We start from the raw sequence: 22,910 nt of genomic DNA on the forward strand, positions 1-22,910 counted from the left end.
AAATAAGTTGCTCACCCAATCAGCGTTCGACCAATTGTAACTCATTGAAACCCTATTGGGTTGAGAAACCTAAACAATCAACATAAGGGCAAGTGAGAAGCCAACATTCGTCAAAATATGGTTAGATAATTGCTAAAAAGCTTTTCCTTTTGTGACGCTTTAGTATAAATTAAAACAACTGTTTTAATTATTCGTTTAAGAGACTCTTATGAACCCATACCAAGCACCGTTAAAGGACATGCAATTCTTGTTGGCACAGGTATTTGATGCAAAAGCAACATGGGAACAGCTTCCTGCGATGGCAGATGTTGTTGACCTTGATACTGCATTCGCCATTCTAGAGGAAGCCAATAAGATCAGCCGTGATCTGCTTCACCCTTTAAATCGCAACGGTGACGAGCAAGGTGTGGTTCATAAAGGTAACGACATTATTACCCCTGATGGTTTTAAAGAAGTGTATCAGCAGTTTTCTGATGGCGGTTGGGTGGGATTATGCGGCGAGGCGGATTTTGGTGGCATGGGTATGCCCAAAATGCTCGGTGTACTGGTAGATGAAATGGGCTATAGCGCATGTAACTCATTTACGCTTTACAGTTCACTGACCGCAGGTGCTGCCTTGTGTATTAATGCTCATGCAAACGACGAGTTAAAACAAACCTATTTACCTAATTTGTATACTGGCCAATGGGCTGGTGCCATGGACATGACCGAGCCTCATGCTGGTTCTGATCTACGTGGTATTCGCACTAAAGCAGAACCACTTGATGATGGCAGCTACGCCATTACGGGTAACAAGATTTTTATTACTGGCGGCGATCAAGATTTAACTGAAAACGTTATCCACTTAGTATTAGCTAAACTACCCGGTTCAAAAGGTATTTCATTATTTTTAGTGCCTAAAATTCGCGTTAACAGCGACGGTAGCTTAGGCGAACCTAATGGTGTAACGGTAGGTTCTATTGAACACAAGATGGGGCTGAAAGCATCCGCGACGTGTGTGATGAACTACGATAATGCTAAAGGCTTTTTAATCGGTGAGCCGGATCGTGGTTTAGTGTGTATGTTTACCATGATGAACTATGAGCGTTTAGCCATTGGCTTACAAGGTTTAGGTAACGCGCAAGCGGCTTATCAAATGGCCAGTGAATATGCTAAAGATCGTTTACAAGGTATCGCAGCAGCGGGTTCTGCCACGGGTGCAACATCTGATCCAATTATTGTTCATGGCGACGTGCGACGTATGCTATTAACGATTCGCGCTATGACCGAAGCGGGTAGAGCATTGTCGGTATATACCGGTAAGCAGCTGGATTTAGCAAAATATGCTAGTGGTGATGTACAAGTAAAAGCGGCTAGATATGTAGGTTTACTGACCCCAGTATCAAAAGCCTTTTTAACTGACCGCGGTTTAGATGCCACCATCATGGGCCAGCAAGTCTTTGGTGGTCATGGTTATATCCGTGAAACAGGTATTGAGCAGTTTGTGCGTGATACCCGTATTGCACAAATATACGAAGGCACTAACGGTATTCAGGCTATCGACTTTTTAGGCCGTAAAATTACCGGTGATGACGTTGCTACCTTGACTGAATTTGTCGCTGAAGTGAATGCGAGTCTTATTGAGTTAACTCAGGCAAATGGCGATCATAAAGCGATGATAAGCCAAGTGTTTGATGAGTTGCTAACAACCGCTAACTACATTAATGCTAACAAGAAAACTCAACCAGCATTAGTAAACTCTTGTGCGGTCGACTTTTTAGATGCCTTTGGTTACGCAGTATACGGCTACTTCTGGTTATTAATGGCCGATAAAGCATCAAGCCACGAAGATCAAAGCTTTGCGGCGCAAAAACAATTTGTGGCAGATTTCTACATGGATAAGCTACTATCAAAATCTCAATATCATTTATCACAAGTTAATCAAGGTGATAAATCGATTATGGCCATGCCAGCTGACATGTTCTAAGCCTAGTTACCGCTGAACTGAGTCCATTATGCGCTGCTAATAAGTTGCTGCCACACAATAAGCCTTCCTCTGGAAGGCTTTTTTATTGCAGCTATACACTCACTAACTTGAGTTCAGGTTAACTCTGTTAAGGCAATAAGTTTGTTCTTGCTTCGCAATACAGAGCCTAAACTGGCGTTACCTATCGCCTAACCACGAGTCGCTTGATTACTTACTTCGCTTCCAATAGATAAAGGCCACAATGGCTACAAGTACGATGGCTGGAGTGAGTTGAGTGAAATGATGAAAAAGTCCTACCCCTCCATGTCCCTCATGTGCCATGGCAATAGATGGAATGGTGGCAAGAATAAAGGCAAGAGATAAATATTTCATGGTGGAGTCCTTCTGTTGGGTTTACTTTTGTTATCATCGTTTTGATTGAGTTAACGCGTCGTTCAATAATCTGTTAATTGTTACCTGTGTCAATGCTAGGTATCGAGCACCAACTGCATCAGCATCATGTCTTCACCATCGATCACCAGAGTGTTATTGCCGCCACACTCGGGGCATATCACAGTACGTTCATTGACTTCTGATTGCGTTTGGCAGTCGCGGCATTGCAACACTAACGGTTGAATATTCATTATCAATTTAGCGTTATGGCATACCGTTTCAAGCTTGAAGGTGTCAAATGCTTGGGATAATAAAGCGGGTTCGACGCCACTTAAAATACCAATCTTAAGCACCACTTGCTCTATGCCTGTGGCTTGATGCTCCAAAGCTAAGGTTTCGCACTGCTCCATTAACGCCATCACAATCGAGTATTCATGCATTAGCAAATCCTTGGCAGCAATTCACCTTGTGGTAAATCTAAGTAACGACTACTGCCCCAAGGGGTTTGCAGCACCACTTTACCGGGATGCCCGTCAGTCACCTGGCCAATTATCGCCGCATGCTCACAATGACCATAACGCTGCATGACTTCAATTGCGCCTTCGGCTACATCCATTGGTAAGGCCATAATAAAGGTGCCTTCATTGGCTAAATCAAAAGGTTCAAAGCCAAATAATTCACATAAGCCTTTGACTTCATCACAAATAGGAATACTGGCTTCGTCAACGTTAATGCCAATTTGCGACGCTTTAGCCCACTCGTTTAATACTGCGGATAAGCCGCCCCGAGTGGCGTCGCGCATAGCATGAATGTTAATGTTGGCCACAAGTAACTGCTCAATAATAGGCCATAAAGTATCGCAATCACTGTGCAATTCAGACTCAAGCGTTAAGCCATCGCGAGCCATTAAAATGGCCGCGCCGTGGCAGCCTATATCCCGAGAGACAATAATCGCATCTCCCACTTGTAAGTTACGCGCTGAAATATCAGGACGTAAAATACGCCCAACGCCAGACGTGTTTATAAACAAGCCATCAGCACAGCCTTTAGGCACCACTTTAGTATCACCGCAGACAATTCGAGCGCCAGATTTACGTAACTCAGTCGCCATGTTGTTAACAATGGTTTTTAAGTCATCAAGAGGAAATCCCTCTTCAATAATAAAGCTGCAGCTCAAATATTCAGGTTGCGCGGCCATCATAGCTAAATCATTTACTGTGCCAGCAATCGCTAACTTGCCGATATCGCCACCAGCAAAAAACAACGGTGAAACCGTGAATGAATCGGTAGTAAAGGCAATATGACCACACATGTTCAATGTGGCCGCATCTTCTTGCGCGGTCAAAATAGGATTATCAAAGGCTTTAAAAAACAGCTCATGGATCAATTGATCCATCTCTTTACCGCCACCACCGTGGCTAAGCTGAATGGTTTTTTTAGTCGGCATGACTCACTTCTCCATAGCGATAATAAGCATTACAGGCGCCTTCAGAGCTCACCATACAGCTGCCAAGCGGGCTTTGTGGCGTACAACCTCGGCCAAATACTTTACAGTCTTTAGGATTGGCCAAACCACGCAAAATATCGCCACACATGCAGGCTTTATGATCATCAATTTCCTCTGTGGGCAATATCTTGGCATAAATACGTTCAGCATCACGGTGATGATATTCAGGCCGCAGCGTCAGCGCAGAGTTAGCAATCGGCCCAAGTCCACGCCAACGGAAGCTGTCGCGAACCATAAAGTATTTGTCGACCAGTTGCTGTGCGGCAATATTGCCCTCGTAGCTCACTGAGCGGCTGTATTGGTTATCAAGTTCCGCTTTGCCTGCTACTTTTTGACGCACAATGCGCAAAATAGATTCCATAACATCCACAGGTTCAAAGCCAGACACCACAACCGGTGTCTTGTATTTATCCACAGTAGATTGATAAATTTGGGCGCCGCTAATCACACTCACGTGTGCTGGTCCAATAAAGGCATTGACTTGACAACGGCTATCAGACATCACAGCATCAATGGCTGGTGGCACTAGCACATGGTTAATATGAAACAATAAATTGTCGATCTTTAGCGCTTCAGCTTGCGCTAATAATGCCGCTGTCATTGGCGTTGATGTTTCAAAACCAATGGCGAAAAAAATCACCGTTTTATCAGGATTATCACGGGCAATCGCTAAGGTATCTAGTGGATCGTATATTGGCCTAATATCACAGCCTTTTGAGCGAAATAGCGCCAAACTGCCCACAGAACCGGGAACTCTGATCATATCGCCTAAGGTGACTAATATGGTATCGGCTTGGGAGGCAAGGGCGGCAGCATGGTCAATGCGTTCTTTGGGCATAACGCAGACCGGACAACCAGGACCATGAATAAAGTGAATGTTGGCGGGTAATAATTGTAATAAGCCGTATTTCATAATGGTGTGCGTATGACCACCGCACACTTCCATGATGTTTATTTGCTCGTTGGTTTTGGCTGCTTGTTGCGCAATTAATTGCGCCAAATGACGAATCGTCAGTGGATCTCGAAATCCTTGATAAAAGTCATCGAGGGTCATCATTGCGCCGACTCCAATTGCATCGCGGTGACTATTTGACGATACAAATCGAGGCTTTCTTGGGCATCTTTATGGTCAATTTTATTCATCACAAAACCAATATGAATCAATACAAAGTCACCGATGGCGAGCGGATCACTGATTAAATGACAACTCACGCGACGTTTTACGCCAAGCGTATCAACCGTTACCGTTTCATCATTATGAATTTCAACAACTTTTGATGGGATTGATAAACACATAATTAATATTCCTGATGCTTATCAAACCAGCTCGCCAACGCTTTCATTGAATCAGAATTTTTCACTGATACCACTAATAATTCAACGTTGGGATTTAATTTACTTAACTGTGCTTTAGCCTCATCGATACTAAAATCAAAGTGAGGCAGCAGATCAGATTTAGTAATAACGACCAAATCGGCACGGCGAAACATCACTGGATACTTCTCAATTTTATCGTCACCTTCAGGCACTGATAACAACACAATATTTTTATGAGTGCCGACATCATAACTGGCTGGGCACACTAGATTGCCGACGTTCTCAACGAAACAAATCTCTACATCATCTAAATTAATGTGATGCAGTGCGCCGTGAACCATAAAAGCGTCGAGATGACAGGCTGAGCCGGTTTGAATTTGATAGGCATTGATGCCTTTGGCAATTAAGCGGTCGGCATCGCGTGAGGTTTCAAGGTCGCCTTCAATTACCGCATAAGGAGCATCGAGATATTCATGTAAACACTCTAACAGACTGGTTTTACCGCTACCGGGACTGCTCATTAAGTTAAATGCGCTTACCTGATGAGCGGCAAAATGATCACGATTATGTTGTGCTTCTACGTCATTTTTATCCAAAATCTTATGGATAACCGCTAACGTCTTTTTGTCGTTAAGCTGAGGATTACTATGAAGAGTATGGTCATGAGTCATTGAGCAACCGCAATCTTTACACATATGATGTTCCCTAACCTTATTGTTATGATTATCAATAAGTGTCGGTTAATTGGTTGCTGCATTCTTTGATGCACATCAGATTTTGTAATAAAGACTGTGAACAAAAGTGCTATTGAGTAAATTATGTGATCAATAGCGCAATTATTGGCAGTTAAGCATTATCTAACTCATGGTAATTAGATTGCAGCGGCAGGGTAAAAAATCTCTAGCATTTAATACTAAGCCATGTGATGAATGGCATACCACAATTGTCCCAATGCAATACCACCGTCATTGATAGGGATATGACCACTGGGTAAAACGTGCCTGCCACCTTGACGACAATCATCAAGACATTGACTAAGTAAGAGTTTATTTTGAAATACACCACCACAAAATACCTGTGGTAGCTGCGGATACTGTTGAGCGACTTGATTAACTTGCTGGCTAATGGCATGAATAAAATGCCAACATATTTGCTTTTTAATTGAAGTGCTCTGTGAGTGAGTGAGCAAATGATTGATTAACTGAGCGATAAAGTCACTGCTGTGCCATTGTACTGGCACAATTGCTTTATCCGCCTGATTACCCGTGCAGCTTAACCTGTTGAGTGTTACCGGTAAGATTGCCGGTAAGCCCTCAATACTGACATTGTTAAGATAGTCATTTGCAGCGGCTTCAATCATCATACCGGCTTGGCCTTCATATTGTGAGCTGCCAATAAAGTCTAATGCCACCGCCAGTGCATCAAATAAGCGTCCAACAGAGCGACATTCAATACAATGGCTGTTGTTACGCCATAACTGATACAAATTCATTACCTTATGTCGGCCTAAATTTTGTATCGCAGCAATGGGAAGTGTGAGCACGTGTTGCAGTGACATCTGCTCAAATAATAATGCCAGTAAAATTCTCACTGGCTGCTTAATCGCTTGTTCACCGCCAATAAGCTTAAAGGAACTAAAGTGTGCCAAAGTGGTAAAACCGTGTATATCTCCCAGCATCACTTCGCTGCCCCATAGTACGCTGTCATCGCCTAAGCCGGTTCCGTCAAAGCTAAATCCTATAACTTGATCAGTACGTTGATGCATTGCCATCACCGACAGTACGTGGGCGAAATGATGTTGTACGCCAATACAATGAGATGGCGGCAGTTGATGCTCACATTGATAATTCACCGCCCATTGAGTCGGTGCATATTGTGGATGATTATCATGCACAATATGGCTCGGGCTAAAATCATATAGGCGCCTGAACGTTGCTAAACTTTGGTTGAAATATTGCTGTGCTTCTAGATTGAATAAATCACCAATGTGTGGCGAAACAATCAGATTATCGTCAAAGCCAAATGCAACGGTGTTTTTCTGTTGCCCACCAACCGCTAATACGCTGTGTTGACTATTGGATAGCATGGGAGAATGAAGGTTGATGGTCAGTGGCGCATAGCCACGGGCCAATCGAATCACTTGCACCTGCTCGTCGATCACTTGCACCACACTGTCATCACAGGCATTAATAATCGGCCTGTTATGGTCAAGTATCCCATCAATAACATGGGCTAGATGTTTTTCGATATCAGTCTTATTCGTGATAATCGGCTCGCCGCTGCGATTGGCACTGGTCGCCACAATGGGCTTGTTTAAACGCTGCATTAATAAATGGTGTAATGGGGTGTAGGGCAAAAAGATCCCAAGGCGATCAATACCTGGTGCTAGCAATGAGCTAAGTGCGATAGCATTATTATGTTTACTTGCAGCATCATTGTTATCACTCTTTGCACGAGTATGACGCTTATTCATCAAGGTGATGGGTTTCTCAGGACTGGTTAATGTTTTCCATTCTGCTGGCGTGCCACTAACGCACAGTTGAGCTTGAGCTAAGTTGGTGACCATAATCGCCAAAGGCTTTGCAGGGCGCTGTTTACGTTGGCGCAGTGCTGCCACAGCGTCATTATTAGTGGCATCGCAGACTAAATGGAATCCGCCTAAGCCTTTAATGGCCACAATGCCGCCACGGTTAATCATTTCAACGGCTTGCTCTAATGCGATTAACATCGATGAGTCATAGAGAAATTCGGCGTTTGCATTGATGGTACTAAAGGTTAATTGTGGGCCACAGTGGGGACAACTCACTGGCTGAGCATGATAGCGTCGATTGAGTGGATCGGTATAAGCCGCGCGGCAGCGATCGCACATCACAAAATCCGCCATCGCAGTGTTGCATCTGTCATAGGGGAGTGAATCAATAATGCTATAACGCGGGCCGCAATTTGTGCAATTGGTAAACGGGTACTGGTAGTGACGGTTATGAGGATCGTTAATGTCATCGAGACAATCTAGGCAAATACTCATGTCGGCTGAAATCGCGACGTTGGCATGTTCGCCGTCTAAAATGTGGCTATCGATAATACTAAAGCCGTCAAATTGACTTAATTGGCGGTGATTTATGACTTCAATGGCATCAATTCGCGCTAATGGCGGAGGCGATTGAGTCAAACTATCCATAAACTGTTCAATCAGTTGGTTACTGCCTTGCAAAATAATTGTCACCCCAAGATGATTGTTGAGCACACTGCCCACTAAATTCAATTGGTGTGCCAGCCTAAACACAAAGGGACGAAATCCAACTCCTTGTACAATACCTTTAACAATAACGGTAACTTGTCGTAATGGCTTCATAAAAACTCAATCTCAAACGAGGATAAGCAAAAACTGATATACCTAAAGATACCCTTTATCCGCGGCGTTGTTTGAGATATAGACCACCTATTGCGATATTAACGCCATCAAAATCCAATAACGGATTAACCACTAGGGGAAAGTTTTTACCAATACGTATTTGCACTCGTTCAGTTAACACCGGATTGGCAAAGTCACTGCCAGCAATCACTAACTGTTTTATGCCAATATTTTGATCTAAATGCTCTATCCAATGACTTAAATAATCTGCAAACGAATCATGAAATGCAAACGCTAATTTGGCTAAGTTAGTTTCACCCGCTAGCTTGAAACTCATTAATGTGCCTAACGTTTTACACCAATTGAGACCTCGATGCGCGGCTCCCTTGGTGAGCGGAAAGTCAATTCGCGGAGCGTTGTTACCCTGATGCGCCATTGCCAGGGCGATAAATTTATCGGCAAGTTCAGTGACCGTGACTCGCTGAGCGGTCTCAACCGAATAGCCGCCAATAATAAGCGTGGCAACTGCCATTAATTGTGACAATGCACCATCATCTGCTTGAATGTGCAGGTCCAACAGTTGGTTATACTCAGCAGGAAATAACTGCTTAAATTTATCCAGCAGACTTTTTTGTGGCGACTCAGATAAGCGATGACAAATCTCATAACCAGATAAAGGCAATTTGGGGATTTCAAAAAACAACTCAGGCTGACTTTGGCTGTCTAGGGTGACGATTTGGCTGGCATTTTGTTGGCTGAAATATAGTACCGCAGCATGTTTTACAAATTGCGCTTTACGAATTTTTTTGGTCAGGTCACAACGTAATAGTGCGGCATTTAATGCACATAAACTGGTCGTTATTGAGGTGCTGACATCACTTGAATCGTCAGTTATGACATTCTCTAACACTGTTGCTGGTGGCTCAGCAGGGCTGACTTGCCAGTCTATGCTGGTGTTTGTGGTGTGAGCACGAAACGCAAAATGACCATCTTGATAGTTATTTTCATCATGTAAACAGGTGATAGTAGAGGGCAAGGGCATAGTGCCATTATTCAGGCTGGTAATGGGCAACCACTGATGATTAATCATCGCTAAACGCAATGGCGCTTTCAGTACGCCATCTTGGCTGGTTTGTTGATCGCTATTCTTGCTCACGTATAACCAATGAATGCCTTTTTGGCGCAGCACTTCGGTGAGGATCACCAACAAACGGTTTTCAGCGAATTGGATCTCATACAAGGGCGCCAATAAGCTGGGATGATCGCTACTTGCTCGAACGCAAATTAACGGTTTTTCGATACTCGATAAAGCCAATACTTGGCTGTCATTGACGATAAAATGGCTATTCAGTGAATTGGGGTTACAAATTAATATGTGTGGTCTTTGGTATTGATTCGCTTGGCGTGTTTCAGTCTGCGTTGGTGTTTTGGCTTGCTCATCTGTTAATGAGGTGGGTGGCGTTAACCACAAGGTTAACCCGAGAATAGGTAAGGGCAGTGATTTATGGCTAATTAAGCGGTTGGCCATTAACACGATGTCGGCCTGAGTTAACGATTTTTCATCACGACTGAGTTTCTCATGCCCCATGCAGTGTTCACAGTGCAGGTTTATATTACCAAAAGAGGGCTGTTGATTATCGCCAAAAAGTGGTTGGCAATGTTGGCAAAAATACAAAGGTAACCCTGAAGATTTGGCTGAGATCTCCAAAGGTTTTCGCTGGCCACTGTGCTGCTCAATACGTTCAATATGAGTGTTGAGTAACCAAACCGACAGTAAAAAATCACTGGCAATATCGTCTGCTAACGCTTCAAGTTGAGCTTGTGTGGCAAAGGCTTCAATAAAATAACGTGTGGTACTTGTTTGCGGGTCAGATTCTGCACCAATACTAATATTAAGTTCAGTCCGGTCCAGATATTGATTACACAAATGCTCATATAATGGCACATGCCTCTGGCATACAAAGTCAAATCGAATGTTATGCATCGACATAGCAACCTCGCTTATAAGCGTCAGGAATCACCTGATCAATGGTTATATTATTCACAATTTCCAGGCTAAATCCTAAGCTGGCCAAATGCGATAATAGTGCGTGTTCCATCACAGGAATGGCGGCATGTAAATCTGGCGTCAATCCTAATGTCATTGGTTCAATTACCGTTGGGGTAACGCCGAGAACAAATGTGAGCGGTCTGTCACCGACAATGTCCATCATATTGAGTGTTTGCAGCATTTCTACTTCATGGGCACTGCCTTGCCAATCAATTTCAGCAGGGGCGTGGTCAAAATCAAAAAAATACACTTCGCCAGGCTTCACACCAACACTGTTAACCGTATCAACCACTATTAAATGGTCATAACGACTAATCATTGGAATTAGCCCTTGGGCGAGGGTGCCACCATCGACAATATCCATACTGTCAGTTAGATGGCTAATTTGATATTTGTCTTTGATATAATTGACAAAATGCACGCCGACTCCTTCGTCGGCGTACAATACATTGCCTATACCTAACAGCAATATTTTTTTCACTATTATTGATTCATCCTATTTACGTACTTTGTGATAGTCGTAACCAGATACAATGGAATCGACTGAATTATGTTTAAAGCGAATACCAGACCACACCGCCATATACACATGGATCACCACAAAAATAATGAAGGCCCATGTTAGGTAATGATGATAAGTTCGCAGTGGTGCTAATCCGCCACAAAGACCAGTTATCCATGCTGATACATCACCTAGCATTCCGCCAATACCTAAGTGATACACATTGGCGTAAAGCACTAAGCCAGTGATGCACATAATCAAGGCAACAAACGAAATGGCCACATAAGTCATAAACTGTAATGGTCCGTAAACTCCAGCTTTGTCTAAACTGCCCATCCAAAAATAGGATTTTATTTGCGTTATCCAGCTTTTTACACTCAACACATCTTTAAACGAACGTCGTTCGATGCTATTTCGACTAAAGAAAAATAAGTAAAAACGCACTAAGGTGATGCTGGTTAACAAAAATCCAAAAATGATATGCGCAAAGCGGATCCAACCTTGCACCAAGACATCTGTGCTAGCCGGTGCCACTAAAAATGGCCAGGCGATATAAAATCCGCTGATCACTAATACTAAAATAGACAAGGCACGTAACCAGTGAAATATTCGAATCGCTGGAGTAAATATCAACTGCCGGTCGTGGGTTGCAATATGTTGCATACTTTTTCCCTCCTAGTCCATTACCTCTGATTAAAACCCATTTGGATCAATTTTAAATTGACCTAGAGTCTGTTTCTTGTAATCCATCACGTGAACTGAACACGCCATACAAGGATCAAAGGAATGAATGATGCGAATGACTTCTAAAGGCTTAGTTGGGTCTTCAAGTTTCAAACCAATCAACGATGCTTCATAAGGGCCCATTTTTCCATTAGCATCCACAGGGCCAGCATTCCAGGTAGTGGGGACCACTGCTTGGTAGTTTTCAACTTTAGCATTTTTAATGCGGATCCAATGACTTAACATACCGCGAGGTGCTTCAATCATCGCAAAGCCCTCATAAACGCGGTCTGGATCAATTTCAGGCTTCACATAAGTTGATTCATCTGACTGCATATTGACCAGTAAGGCATCAAAGGTTTGTAAACTCGCTTGACCTACTAATACCGTTTGCAGCATACGTGCAGCTGTTCTACCTAAGGTGGTAAATAGCGCCTCAAGAGGTAAGCCTGTACGGGCTAACAAGCCGTTTACCGCATCGACAACAACCTGATTTCCGCGGGCATAGTTAACCAGTAAACAGGCTAACGGACCTACTTCTAACGGCTCATCTTGATAGCGTGGTGATTTAACCCAAGAGTATTTACCGTCGCCATTAATGGTTGGCAATTTGCCGTACACAGTATCGCGCTCAATAAAGCCAGTGTAATCAGGAATTGTGGTACCTACATATGGATGTTGCGGCCCATCAGCTTGATACCAAGCATGGGTGACGTCTTCCTTAATTAAGCTAGGGTCGATATCTGACACATTGGCTAAATCACCGTTTAAAATCACCCCTTGTTGGAATAAATACTCGCCATCAGAGGTAATAAAGTCTTCACCGCATAAGAAGCTGCTAACATTTACCCCGCCAAGTACACTGGGTTCAGAGCCAAATGCTTCTGCCGCCATCACAATATCGGCTTGATAAGCTCGCTCAATAAAATCTTGTACGATAGCGTGTTTTTGTTTCCATTCTTGTAAACGGGCAGGGCTTAACATGTCACGCACTGAGGTTACGCCGCCCACAACAATCGACTGTGGATGTGGCGATTTACCACCAAATATCGCTAACATTTCAGCGGCAACACGTTGCACTTCAAGGGCTTTTAAATAATGTGATAACGCAATGAGGTTTTGTTCAGGACTAAAGCGATAAGTACTATTCCCCCAATAAGCATTGGCAAATGGCCCGAGTTTTCCGGTTTCAACCAAGCCTTTTACGCGGGCTTGTACGGCTTTAAGTTCACCTTCACCAGCAGCAATGGGCGTATCAGAATATTTCATCGCCACTTGTGCCGCCAGTGCCGGATCGGCGCTCAATGCCGATACCACATCCACCCAATCCAAACCGTGTAGATGATAAAAATGCACAATATGATCATGCATGTAGAGTGACGACTGCATTAAGCTGCGTAAGTATTTTGCATTAAGAGGGATCTTAACTCCGAGGGCATTTTCAACCGCCTCAGTACCGCAACGATAGTGCGAATAAGTACATACGCCACAAATACGTTGCACAATTAAGCCCACATCCATTGGAGTTCGGCCTTTTAAAATCACCTCAATGCCGCGCCATAAGGTCGACGAAGACCAAGCTTTAGTAATGACATTATTGTCATCTACTTCAACTTCGACACGTAAATGGCCTTCGATGCGGGTGATAGGGTCGATAACGACACGTTTACTCATGATTATTCCTCCAAAGGCTTAGCAAATACGCTTGCTACTGCATGGGCGCCAATACCGACAACGGTTGCGCCTAAAATGACTGCACCTATGGTGTCAGCTGTAGCATCAACACCGTGTAACAGTTGGCGTCCGAGTGGTTTTTCAAAATCGGCCATGTCATCCCAGAAATTAGGCTCAGAGCACCCCATACATCCGTGACCGGCTAACACAGGCCAACTCGTGTGATGGTTAAAACGCTCCGTTGGGCAGTTGTTGTAGGTGTATGGACCTTTACAACCGACTTTATAAAGGCAGTAACCTGCTTTTGCGCCTTCATCACCAAATTCTTCAACAAACTCGCCGGCATCAAAGCGACCACGACGTTCACAATTATCATGTACCCGTGCGCCATAGGCCCATTTAGGACGATTAAACATATCCAGGGCTGGCAACTTACCGAACATAATGAAATACATTATTGTGCCAACAATGTTCTTTTCACTCGGAGGGCAACCGCCTAAGTTAATCACCGGCTTATCGACCACTTCATAAACCCCTTTTGCCCCTGTCGGATTTGGCGCTGCGGCTTGCACACCACCAAAGGCGGCACAGGTGCCAACAGAGACAATTGCCGCAGCATTTTCAGCCGCTTCTTTGACAATGTGCAGACCCGTATGGCCTTTACAGCCGACGGTTAAAAAGGTGCCATTGTTAGCCGTCGGCACCGCACCTTCAACCGCAAGTAAATAGCGACCTTTGTAGGTTTCAAGGGCATTTTCTAAGTTTTCTTCTGCTTGCCAACCAGAGGCCGCCATCAGCGTCTCATGATATTCAAGTGAGATATGATCGAAAATTAACGTGTCAAGGTTGGGGGAGTCAGTGCGAATTAATGACTCGGAGCAACCAGTACATTCGGCTAGGTGTAACCAAATGAGTGGGACTCGGTCGGCTAATTCAGCTGCTTCAGCGACTAAGTTACTAAAGGGTAGGGGCAAGGCAAACATTGCAGAGACCGATGCGGTCCACTTAATGAAGTCTCGACGAGATATCCCAAGGTTAGCCATTTTTTCTTGTAATGAGACAGGCTGACGTTGGGCAAATTGGCGTAAATAATCAAGGCGATCTTGACCCTGTTTATAAAGGGCTGCATGTGTGTCCATGTTGATACCTTCTGCTTAAGTTAGCTCAGTTGCTAATAATGAGTTGCAATCTATCGGTATCAATTTTAGAACTCGGCTAAAAATCCTCTTTGATGTAAATCAACTTGTAAGAAATTTCCTTATCAAAAATAAGCTTGTAGCTTCTAATTTATGAGGTTGATCAAGTTAACAAAACTCAATTTGGACAAATTGTCTCAGATCATATTTTAGCTCAGGACGTGATCGCGCAGTGAACGGCAGTGAACGGCAGTGATTCAGTTAAGATTGTATGGCGTGACTGATTCATTTTGCTTATAGATCAAAATGAATCAGTGAAAATGAAAAAAAATTTTACTGCCATTATCAGCGAGATGGGGATAACGGGTGAAGCTTGATGCTTATTTTGAATAGCAATAAGCTGGTATAAAATAACTGACTACTGCCAGAGTATACTGCCAGAGTATGATGTATTTAAGATTACCCATCAGTTTAGGTAAGCTCTGCTAATCGACTTATGTTCGCCGCGCTAGACTTGAGTTAGCCCTGTGCTTTGAGCAAAATCAAACAAGGCTATTGGCATAAGCTAACAGTATTATCGATGTCATCGAATGCGAGATCTAAATCAACCAGACTCTCACAGGCGGCATCAAGATGCCCTTGCAGATATTGATGCTTTATCCCATCAGCAATAAAATGAATCTTACTATGATGGTGTTCAAATAGTTGAATATATTGCGATTCAAATAACTGCCCTTGCTTTTCTCGACGGATCCAGTTGCCGCATTGACATGTCTGATCATCAAGAATGGGCCAAGGAATTCCTTCATCTGCAGAGGATAAAATCTTTTTGGCAAATTTTTCTCTCCACTGTGCAGTGATCAGTTTAAATATATCTAGGCTAGTTTGTTTGTTACTGTGATTTTGATTACCACCAATACGCCAACTTTTATTTGGAATATAATTGCTTAGCCATGGTAAAAAATCTTTTGCAGGCATAGGTTTGGCTATTCCATAGCCTTGAGCTTGCTCACAGCCCATGAGTAACAGCAGTAGACCATGATTGGTTGTTTCAACGCCTTCGGCAATAACATTGCGGTCAAATGATTTAGTTAATGCAATGACTCCCTCAATGATCGAGTAGTCACTTGGGTCATCGAGTATGTCTCGCACAAAACTCTGGTCTATCTTAATCGTATTCACCGGTAAACTTCTTAAATGAGTTAACGATGAATACCCGGTACCAAAATCATCCAGTGCAAAACTCACCCCCAGCCGGTTTTGGCATTCCTCAATAATATGATTAATGGTATTGATGTCGCCAAAAGCAGAACTTTCCAGTATCTCTAGTTGCAAATATTGAGCATTATTATTGGGATATTGGCTTAAACTATCTTCAAGATGAGCAACAAACGTTGGCGTACGCAGATGATTTGACGAAATATTAACGCTAATTTCAAGTTTAATACCTTGTTTTTGCCAATCATCAAGTTGTTGTAAAGCCTGATTGATAACCCACTCGCCGATGTCGATTTCTAGTACGGTACCATCGATAAATGGTAAGAAATCTCCCGGTGAAGTGAGCCCTTTCTGTGGGTGGTTCCAACGTATTAAAGCTTCTACGCCAAATACATGTCCACTGACCATATTCACTTTCGGCTGATAGTAGAGCTGAAATTCATGGTTAGCAAATGCCTGTTGAATTTCTTCGAGGTGATGATTTTTTTGGATAATAAGCTGGTCAGAATCGGCACTGTATAATCGAGAACGATTTTTACCGGTTAATTTCGATTGGTACATAGCGTGATCAGCGTGCCGCAATAACGTATCGATATCACCATTATCAGCAGGATATAAGGTCAGCCCACTAGAAACGGTAATACGATGTTGTATATCATCAATGATATAAGGTTCTGCTAACGCTTTATGGATTCGGTCTATGGTTACTTCATATTGTGAAGCAGACTTAATATCATTGAGTAATATGGCAAATTCATCGCCGCCTTGCCGCGATACGGTATCTTCTTCTCTAATACAGGCACTAATGCGGTTTGCGACTTCAATTAATAAGCGATCTCCAACATCATGACCATAGTTATCATTTACGGGTTTAAAATCATCTAAATCTAGGAAACACACCGCAAGTTGATGTCCTGTGCGCATACTATGAGCAATGGATTGTTGAAAACGGTCTACAAATAACGCGCGATTAGGCAGTTTCGTCAGAACATCATAGTGAGCCATTAAATTCAGTTGGTCTTGTTGTAGCTTACTGTTAGTGATATCAGAAAACATCCCAACATAATGAGTCACTTCATTTTGGCTATTGGTTAATGATGAAATAGTGAGTAATTCTGCATAGAGTTGTCCTTGCTTTGTCCTATTCCATACTTCGCCTTGCCAGTATCCATTTTCTGAAACTGTGAGCCACATCAGTGCATAAAATTGCGGACTTTGTTTACCCGAACTCAATATGTTTGGTGTATTACCAATAATATCTCCTCGGCTATAACCGGTTATTCGGGTGAATGCTGGATTAATATCAAGTATCTGTTGTTTGGCGTCGGTAATCATGATGCCTTCATGGGTATCACTAAACACTCTGGAGAATAATTGCAGTCTTTCTTGCGCTTTTTCTCGCTCCGCAAGTAACCTTGATTGTTTGATGGCACTGAAACTTGACGCAGAAATGATATCGGTGAGTTTGGTATAAAATCGCATTCCATGGGCGACCTCATCACGGGTAAAGCGCGGCACTTTATCGACAGCGGCAAGGTACGCCTTTTCATCAAAGCCATATTGGAGTGCTTGTTGGCGAAATATCTCAACATCAGGGATTTTATCCTGATAAAAGAACTGACCAATGAACACATTGCCGAGATGCTTGCCACCAATAACAATAGGGGTAACCATTTCGTACATATTGTTTTTGCAGTTGTATTCCTTAAATGTATTGTGCTCCACATTGTGTGTCAGCACTGCATCGCTCTCTATACAATTTTTTCGTGTTTGAGGATGGCAGCGATGAAATTGGGTACAGATATCTTGCCAACCTACGCTGACAAGAATATTTCCTTCGATATCAAGTACTGCACCTAACATGCCGGTTAAATCATAAAAATCATCCATCAGAGATTGCAGCGCTTCAGCATCAATGATATCCGATAGCGATAAGGCACCAATGTCTGCATCGGGCTCTAATATTGCTTTGAGCTTGTTTTGGATGGTTGCTTCACTTTTGCGTAAGGTATCTTCAGCTTTTTTGCGTTCAGTAATATCTTGGATAAAACCGGCTATCTTTTGCACTTCACCTGCGCTATTTGTGATCAATTGTCCTCGACATTCTATCCAGCGCTCTTCACCATCCTTGGGTCTAATGATCCGATATTCAACATGGTGTTCTCGGCCAGTCAAGAAGCATTCTTTAACTGATGCCATAAAAGTGTCAATGTCACTTTTATTCATCACGTTACAAAGGGTTTGCGGATCTGCTTTGGCGTTTTCAACCAGTCCAAATAACGCACACATTTGATCAGACCAAACAGCGGTTTTTTGGTCGGGCAGTAATTCCCAATAGCCAATTTTGGCATAAACTTGCGCTTCTTTTAACCTGGCCTCACTTTGCTTAAGTTGTTCCAATGATTTCTTATAGTTAGTGACATCTCTGGCTACACCTAAAATACCCACTAAGTGACCATGATTGTCTTTCATCGGTGTTTTTATGGTTTCGACCTGTTCAACGTGACCGTCATTGGCAAATGTCAGCGATTCTTCATTGACGGTGGATTCACCGGCGTGGAGTGCTTTGGCATCATTGTGGCGAAAAAAAGTAGCAAGCTCATGGCTGACAAAATCAAAGTCAGTCTTACCGATGATTTCATGTTCCTTGGCGCCATACATTTCTTCAAATTTGGTGTTACAGGCTAAATAACTTCCTTGGGTATCTTTCAACCAAATCATATCCGGCACAGTGTTTAATAAAGCTTTTATCATTGCCTGACTCGATTCCAGCTCAGAAAATAATGTCCGCTCTTCGGTAATATCCCTGAACACAAGTACCACACCACTGATATCACCAGCAGGATTGCGCATTGGCGCAGCTGAGTCGGCAATGTGATACTCAGATCCATCTTTAGCGATAAGCTTAGTGTGATTATCTAGGCCGACGATTGAGCCTGTATCAAGGACTCTTTTTACCGGGTTATTGACCGATTCAAGTGTGTAAGCATCAACAATATTAAACACTTTTGTGAGCGGTTGTCCTAATGCCTGAAGAGATGTCCAGCCGGTAAGTTGAATTGCGACTGGGTTTATATAGGTCACCGTGCCATGGGTATCGGTAACTATTACTGCATCACCGATAGAGCTTAAGGTAATTCGCAGTCTTTCTTCTTGTTTAAATAACGTCAGCAGGTGTTTGTTTATTCTTGTGTTGTAACGCAACAACAAACTCACAATAACAATCCCTACCATCAAGATAAGAGCCGCAAGCAATAGTTGCATGAGTTTAAAGGTGTGTAGATCGTCATTGATAACTTGTTGCAGGGCGGTTTCCACATGATCAACAGCAAGGTTAAACGCGATAAAGGCTTGGTCAAATTGTTGGTCAAGATCAGAACCAATAGCGGACGTGGATTGTGCATCCCAACGTTGTTGGGCCATGTGGCGAAATTTTTGCAGGTCGACTATGGTTTGGTCAATTTGCTGGCGTAAATCAGGATTATCAAGAGGCATGATGACGGTATCGCCATTCTTACCGCCCTCAAGCATGACATGTGCATACCATAGTGATTTATCAAAATGAGCCCATACAGTGTCAATATCGATGCTGCGATCACCACTAATTGCCTCTTCAAACCACAAGTGTCCTGTCGTCGCCTCAAGCTTAATTTTGATAGCGGCATCGATCAGCGGGGAGTAACGAAACGCAATATCACGACCGGAGTTGAAGGAGTAATAAACGATTACCATGATGAGCAAAGTTAGGGGAACAGAGAAAAGTAGTATTCTACGAGAGCCAGCTTCCATAAGATGCATCCGTGTCTGACATAATAAAAGCATATAATTAGCTAATTTAACAACAATGTAACTTTATGTAAAATATCATTGATTGAGCTTAATACTAATTTAACTCCTTGTCGCTAAACAAGCACCCTATATATACGCCAACTGACAAAAATGCCTAGAGTAGAAAGATATTGAATTAATGCCCAAGCTTGTGATCATTAGCGATGTCATTAATGCGTTGATAACTATTTTGTAAATGTGACGTTTGCGACTCAACACAGTAGAGATATTTTTTCACGGATGATTTTCTGAAGGCTGAATACTTTCAAGTGACATCAACAATCAAAGCTGTCTAATCCTATTCTCAATGCTGAGTTATCTGCTCACTAACCAGAAATAGGGATGATAGATGAGAATATGATGATAAAGATCATCACCTTAGACGTTAACCACAAACAAACTCATGATTGGTGTTACTCATAAGGCGAATGGACGCATTAATAGCGGGTCTATGACAGTTAATTCAACGCTATTCGCAACAAAAAGCACTGTGTGAGAGGTGTTTGTTATCCAATGTATAGGTTAATTACCTTGTTTTATGTTGGTATTCCCCATAAAGTACTGGGCTGAATAATATTGGTTCAGCATGATGAATACAAAATTGATATAGGTTGTAGGTTTGGTAGATAAAATAGCATTAGCAGTCGATTTTCTTCTCGAGCACAAATTATTGTTAACAGTGTTGATAATAATACTCATCTCAGTGATTAAACGCTTTATCATTTCAAGTATACGTGGCGATGTCGCATTTCTTTCTGATGTGCAACGCAAATGGATGTCGCGTACTAAAAATGGCACATTTATCTTAATATTGGTGGTGTTATTTGTACTTTGGCAGACCGAAGTCAGCAAATTTGCATTGTCAGTAACAGCCATCGCAATTGCTTTAGTCATCGCCTCAAAAGAGATTATTCTGTGTTTTACCGGCTCGATACAACGCGCGAGTTCACGCTCATTTGTGATTGGTGATTGGATTGAAGTGGGTAAGATATACGGTGAAGTAATAGAACATAACTTAATGGCCACTGTGATCCAAGAGATTGATCTGGACCAAGGCCAATACCATTACACAGGTAAAACCGCCACGCTGCCAAATAGTATGTTTTTTACCTATGCGGTTAAAAACCTTAATTTTATGAAACGTTACGTTTATCATAATATTACTATTACTCTGGTGCAGTTTGTTAACCTGTATCCGCTGTTTCCTGGACTTACTCGTCAAATAGAACAGCACTGTGAAGATTTTATTGAAGTGGCTAAGCGCTACAATAGCGTGATAGAAAAACACGCCGGTGTCGATTTACCGGGCAGTGAACCACACATTCATATTACCAGCGGCATAAATGGTGAGCAGAATGTACATATTATGATTTTTTGCCCCACTGAACGCGCGATACATTTAGAGCAGCTCATAAGAGAAGATTTTATGATTGCTTTTCAAGAACACTTTGGCTAATCCAGTTAACGCACTCTGGCGGTAATGATTCACACCGCAGAGCATGACGAGTCTCAGTGTCATACTGAGGCGAGTCATGCTACTTCTAAGCTTTAATGCGGCTAACTCTTATGTAAGCAGTGTTATTCACGATAACATTAATATTACGCGTCAATCCGGGTTTTCGTCTGCTGTTACAGACCATTATCGGTTAGATGTTGCTATGCGTTTACACTAACACTTGGCGGGTATTGGCAATATAGTGATGGATCTGAGCTTCTACTTTTGAGTCAATCATCTTTTCAGGACCACGACCTTCAGGGCAAGGCATACGCGGTGTCGTGCCAAATACTCGGCATATCAAAGGGCGTTCCTCATACACTTCACAGCCATTAGGGCCTAAATATACGCAGTTCCACTCATTTAGCGCGGCTTCATGTTCTGCGGCCGTTTTGACTGGCAGGCGCGACATTTCTTCAGACGAGGTCGTTACTGGGCCACAGCAATCGTGACAACCCGGCACACATTTAAATGAAGGAATACGCTCGCGGAGAAGATCGACTATCTCTATGTTACTGTTCATTAATGACTCATTGGTTTGCGATTACCCGTCATTATAGTCTCATCGCCAATGAACTAAAAGCGGCAAGGTGTTTAAGTGGCTAGACAGACAAATGTATCTGTTGTTGGTAGTCGAATCTTTGCCGATAACAGGTGAGGCAAAGCGCAGCCCGATTAACATAAACCGAGCGCGCCATAACGTTTAGTCAAAACTACTTTTTAGAAAATTTGATATAAATAAACAGTGACAGCAGAATCACTCCGCCACCGATAAGCTTTTGTACCTCAACCACTTCATTAAGAAAGCTAATAGACAAGATTAATGTCCAAATGGGCTCTAAAATCATGATCAATGAAGCCGTTTCTAGTTTAACGTTAAACTGGCCAAGGGTTTGTAACAAGTAGCGCACGCTGGTGGCAATGACAGTGGACACTGCAAACCAAAAGAACAGCTGGCCATTGAGTTCAAAATGCTCAGGTGACACCAGCGCCATAATCACACTACCAGCAACCCCCACCATGAATAATTGAATGCAGATGGATGTTAATGGCTTTATATTGGTCAGAACTCGCTTGTTAAGTACAAAATGTAATGACAGTAAGGCCGACGACAATAAGAAAAACCATTGACTGTTATCCACCTCCCAGCCCGTTGTGATGGTCAATAACATAATACCAATGCAGGCTATAGGCAGCGTTATCCAAAACATGCGGTTGGGTCTAACTTTGAATAATAGCCAAGAAATAAATGGCGCAATAATCATTGCTAAACTCATGATAAACGCGCCTTCAGACAGGGTATCTGAAATGGTAATCGCATGTACCCATACTTCAATCGATGCCGCTAATACAAGGCCAACGCCACACAGCGCGGCAATCTGTTTGCCTCGCAGGGCTAAAATCTGCTGATAGCAAAATGGCAATAAAATCAGACTGGCGATTAAAAAGCGAGCTGCAATAAACACCTCACCAGGCATGTGTAAAATAACAAGTTTAGAGGCTATCCAGCCTACACCAGCAAGCATAGTGGCCAGTAATAAGAATAGTTTGCCGCGTAAAGCGTCTGTTTTCATCGATGATATTTCCAGCATAGGGGGAGGGAAAGGGGCCAAGAGTTTGGCACCGCTCAATGATACAGGATTACGCAAAGACATAGGTAAATGAATTGGTTGAAATGGGCATAAAACGCTTATAAACGTCAGTCAAAACCTTAAGTTAGCCCGCGTAGAGGTGTCGTCTCTTAGTGACTATCTCGATGACTGTCTCGAG

The 22,910-nt window shown here is 42.8% G+C and carries 17 protein-coding genes; 2 read left to right on the plus strand and 15 right to left on the minus strand.

Annotation, left to right across the window (positions count from 1 at the left end):
* Positions 1-208 precede the first annotated feature (208 nt).
* Positions 209-1,966 (plus strand): acyl-CoA dehydrogenase C-terminal domain-containing protein, encoded by a 1,758-nt coding sequence (locus H5164_RS11750; RefSeq protein ID WP_182756259.1) that lies wholly within the window; start codon positions 209-211, stop codon positions 1,964-1,966.
* Between the two features lie 207 nt (positions 1,967-2,173).
* Here the strand turns inward: H5164_RS11750 and H5164_RS11755 are convergent, their stop codons facing one another.
* From H5164_RS11755 to H5164_RS11815, 13 genes are all read right to left on the minus strand, one after another.
* Positions 2,174-2,338 (minus strand): hypothetical protein, encoded by a 165-nt coding sequence (locus H5164_RS11755; RefSeq protein WP_165870019.1) that lies wholly within the window; start codon positions 2,336-2,338, stop codon positions 2,174-2,176.
* A gap of 95 nt (positions 2,339-2,433) precedes the next feature.
* Positions 2,434-2,778 (minus strand): hydrogenase maturation nickel metallochaperone HypA, encoded by a 345-nt coding sequence (locus H5164_RS11760; protein ID WP_182756261.1) that lies wholly within the window; start codon positions 2,776-2,778, stop codon positions 2,434-2,436.
* Complete coding sequence (gene hypE, locus H5164_RS11765; protein WP_182756263.1) at positions 2,778-3,785, minus strand: hydrogenase expression/formation protein HypE; 1,008 nt, start codon at positions 3,783-3,785, stop codon at positions 2,778-2,780. Before hypE ends, H5164_RS11760 begins: the two co-directional genes overlap by 1 nt.
* Entirely contained in the window at positions 3,775-4,902 is a 1,128-nt protein-coding gene (gene hypD, locus H5164_RS11770) for a hydrogenase formation protein HypD (RefSeq protein WP_182756265.1), read from the minus strand. Before hypD ends, hypE begins: the two co-directional genes overlap by 11 nt.
* Positions 4,899-5,141 (minus strand): HypC/HybG/HupF family hydrogenase formation chaperone, encoded by a 243-nt coding sequence (locus tag H5164_RS11775; protein ID WP_182697291.1) that lies wholly within the window; start codon positions 5,139-5,141, stop codon positions 4,899-4,901. The genes hypD and H5164_RS11775 overlap by 4 nt, the downstream gene beginning before the upstream one ends.
* A 2-nt stretch (positions 5,142-5,143) precedes the next feature.
* Positions 5,144-5,857, minus strand: a complete 714-nt coding sequence (gene hypB / locus H5164_RS11780) for a hydrogenase nickel incorporation protein HypB (RefSeq protein ID WP_182756267.1) — start codon at positions 5,855-5,857, stop codon at positions 5,144-5,146.
* Between the two features lie 218 nt (positions 5,858-6,075).
* Positions 6,076-8,514, minus strand: a complete 2,439-nt coding sequence (hypF, locus tag H5164_RS11785) for a carbamoyltransferase HypF (protein ID WP_182756269.1) — start codon at positions 8,512-8,514, stop codon at positions 6,076-6,078.
* A gap of 55 nt (positions 8,515-8,569) precedes the next feature.
* On the minus strand, positions 8,570-10,498 hold the full coding sequence (locus tag H5164_RS11790; protein WP_182756272.1) for a NiFe hydrogenase: 1,929 nt from the start codon (positions 10,496-10,498) through the stop codon (positions 8,570-8,572).
* Positions 10,491-11,045, minus strand: coding sequence for a HyaD/HybD family hydrogenase maturation endopeptidase (locus tag H5164_RS11795; protein WP_182741688.1), 555 nt, complete (start codon positions 11,043-11,045; stop codon positions 10,491-10,493). Before H5164_RS11795 ends, H5164_RS11790 begins: the two co-directional genes overlap by 8 nt.
* A 15-nt stretch (positions 11,046-11,060) precedes the next feature.
* Complete coding sequence (gene cybH, locus H5164_RS11800; protein ID WP_124014782.1) at positions 11,061-11,729, minus strand: Ni/Fe-hydrogenase, b-type cytochrome subunit; 669 nt, start codon at positions 11,727-11,729, stop codon at positions 11,061-11,063.
* A 30-nt stretch (positions 11,730-11,759) separates the two neighbouring features.
* The gene (hyaB, locus tag H5164_RS11805; protein ID WP_124014783.1) at positions 11,760-13,463 is read right to left on the minus strand and encodes a nickel-dependent hydrogenase large subunit; all 1,704 of its coding nucleotides are present in this window, start codon (positions 13,461-13,463) and stop codon (positions 11,760-11,762) included.
* 2 nt (positions 13,464-13,465) lie between these two features.
* The gene (gene hyaA, locus H5164_RS11810; RefSeq protein WP_124014784.1) at positions 13,466-14,602 is read right to left on the minus strand and encodes a nickel-dependent hydrogenase small subunit; all 1,137 of its coding nucleotides are present in this window, start codon (positions 14,600-14,602) and stop codon (positions 13,466-13,468) included.
* Between the two features lie 549 nt (positions 14,603-15,151).
* Entirely contained in the window at positions 15,152-19,606 is a 4,455-nt protein-coding gene (locus H5164_RS11815; RefSeq protein WP_182756274.1) for a PAS domain S-box protein, read from the minus strand.
* 658 nt (positions 19,607-20,264) lie between these two features.
* Between H5164_RS11815 and H5164_RS11820 the strand changes: the two genes are divergently transcribed.
* Entirely contained in the window at positions 20,265-21,101 is an 837-nt protein-coding gene (locus H5164_RS11820) for a mechanosensitive ion channel family protein (protein ID WP_124014786.1), read from the plus strand.
* 208 nt (positions 21,102-21,309) lie between these two features.
* Here H5164_RS11820 and H5164_RS11825 read toward each other — a convergent pair whose 3' ends face one another.
* Positions 21,310-21,663, minus strand: coding sequence for a YkgJ family cysteine cluster protein (locus tag H5164_RS11825; RefSeq protein ID WP_124014788.1), 354 nt, complete (start codon positions 21,661-21,663; stop codon positions 21,310-21,312).
* A gap of 190 nt (positions 21,664-21,853) precedes the next feature.
* The gene (locus H5164_RS11830) at positions 21,854-22,714 is read right to left on the minus strand and encodes a DMT family transporter (protein WP_182722871.1); all 861 of its coding nucleotides are present in this window, start codon (positions 22,712-22,714) and stop codon (positions 21,854-21,856) included.
* Between the last annotated feature and the right edge of the window lie 196 nt (positions 22,715-22,910).

The organism is Shewanella sp. SG41-3, assembly GCF_014164545.1.
Classification (GTDB): Bacteria; Pseudomonadota; Gammaproteobacteria; order Enterobacterales; family Shewanellaceae; genus Shewanella; species Shewanella vesiculosa.

What these genes read in the sequence shown, in the direction of transcription:
- H5164_RS11750 (WP_182756259.1), top strand. Translation starts at nt 209, where the DNA reads ATGAACCCATACCAAGCACCGTTAAAGGACATGCAATTCTTGTTGGCA.
- H5164_RS11755 (WP_165870019.1), bottom strand. Translation starts at nt 2,338, where the DNA reads ATGAAATATTTATCTCTTGCCTTTATTCTTGCCACCATTCCATCTATT.
- H5164_RS11760 (WP_182756261.1), bottom strand. Translation starts at nt 2,778, where the DNA reads ATGCATGAATACTCGATTGTGATGGCGTTAATGGAGCAGTGCGAAACC.
- hypE (WP_182756263.1), bottom strand. Translation starts at nt 3,785, where the DNA reads ATGCCGACTAAAAAAACCATTCAGCTTAGCCACGGTGGTGGCGGTAAA.
- hypD (WP_182756265.1), bottom strand. Translation starts at nt 4,902, where the DNA reads ATGATGACCCTCGATGACTTTTATCAAGGATTTCGAGATCCACTGACG.
- H5164_RS11775 (WP_182697291.1), bottom strand. Translation starts at nt 5,141, where the DNA reads ATGTGTTTATCAATCCCATCAAAAGTTGTTGAAATTCATAATGATGAA.
- hypB (WP_182756267.1), bottom strand. Translation starts at nt 5,857, where the DNA reads ATGTGTAAAGATTGCGGTTGCTCAATGACTCATGACCATACTCTTCAT.
- hypF (WP_182756269.1), bottom strand. Translation starts at nt 8,514, where the DNA reads ATGAAGCCATTACGACAAGTTACCGTTATTGTTAAAGGTATTGTACAA.
- H5164_RS11790 (WP_182756272.1), bottom strand. Translation starts at nt 10,498, where the DNA reads ATGCATAACATTCGATTTGACTTTGTATGCCAGAGGCATGTGCCATTA.
- cybH (WP_124014782.1), bottom strand. Translation starts at nt 11,729, where the DNA reads ATGCAACATATTGCAACCCACGACCGGCAGTTGATATTTACTCCAGCG.
- hyaB (WP_124014783.1), bottom strand. Translation starts at nt 13,463, where the DNA reads ATGAGTAAACGTGTCGTTATCGACCCTATCACCCGCATCGAAGGCCAT.
- hyaA (WP_124014784.1), bottom strand. Translation starts at nt 14,602, where the DNA reads ATGGACACACATGCAGCCCTTTATAAACAGGGTCAAGATCGCCTTGAT.
- H5164_RS11815 (WP_182756274.1), bottom strand. Translation starts at nt 19,606, where the DNA reads ATGGAAGCTGGCTCTCGTAGAATACTACTTTTCTCTGTTCCCCTAACT.
- H5164_RS11825 (WP_124014788.1), bottom strand. Translation starts at nt 21,663, where the DNA reads ATGAACAGTAACATAGAGATAGTCGATCTTCTCCGCGAGCGTATTCCT.
- H5164_RS11830 (WP_182722871.1), bottom strand. Translation starts at nt 22,714, where the DNA reads ATGAAAACAGACGCTTTACGCGGCAAACTATTCTTATTACTGGCCACT.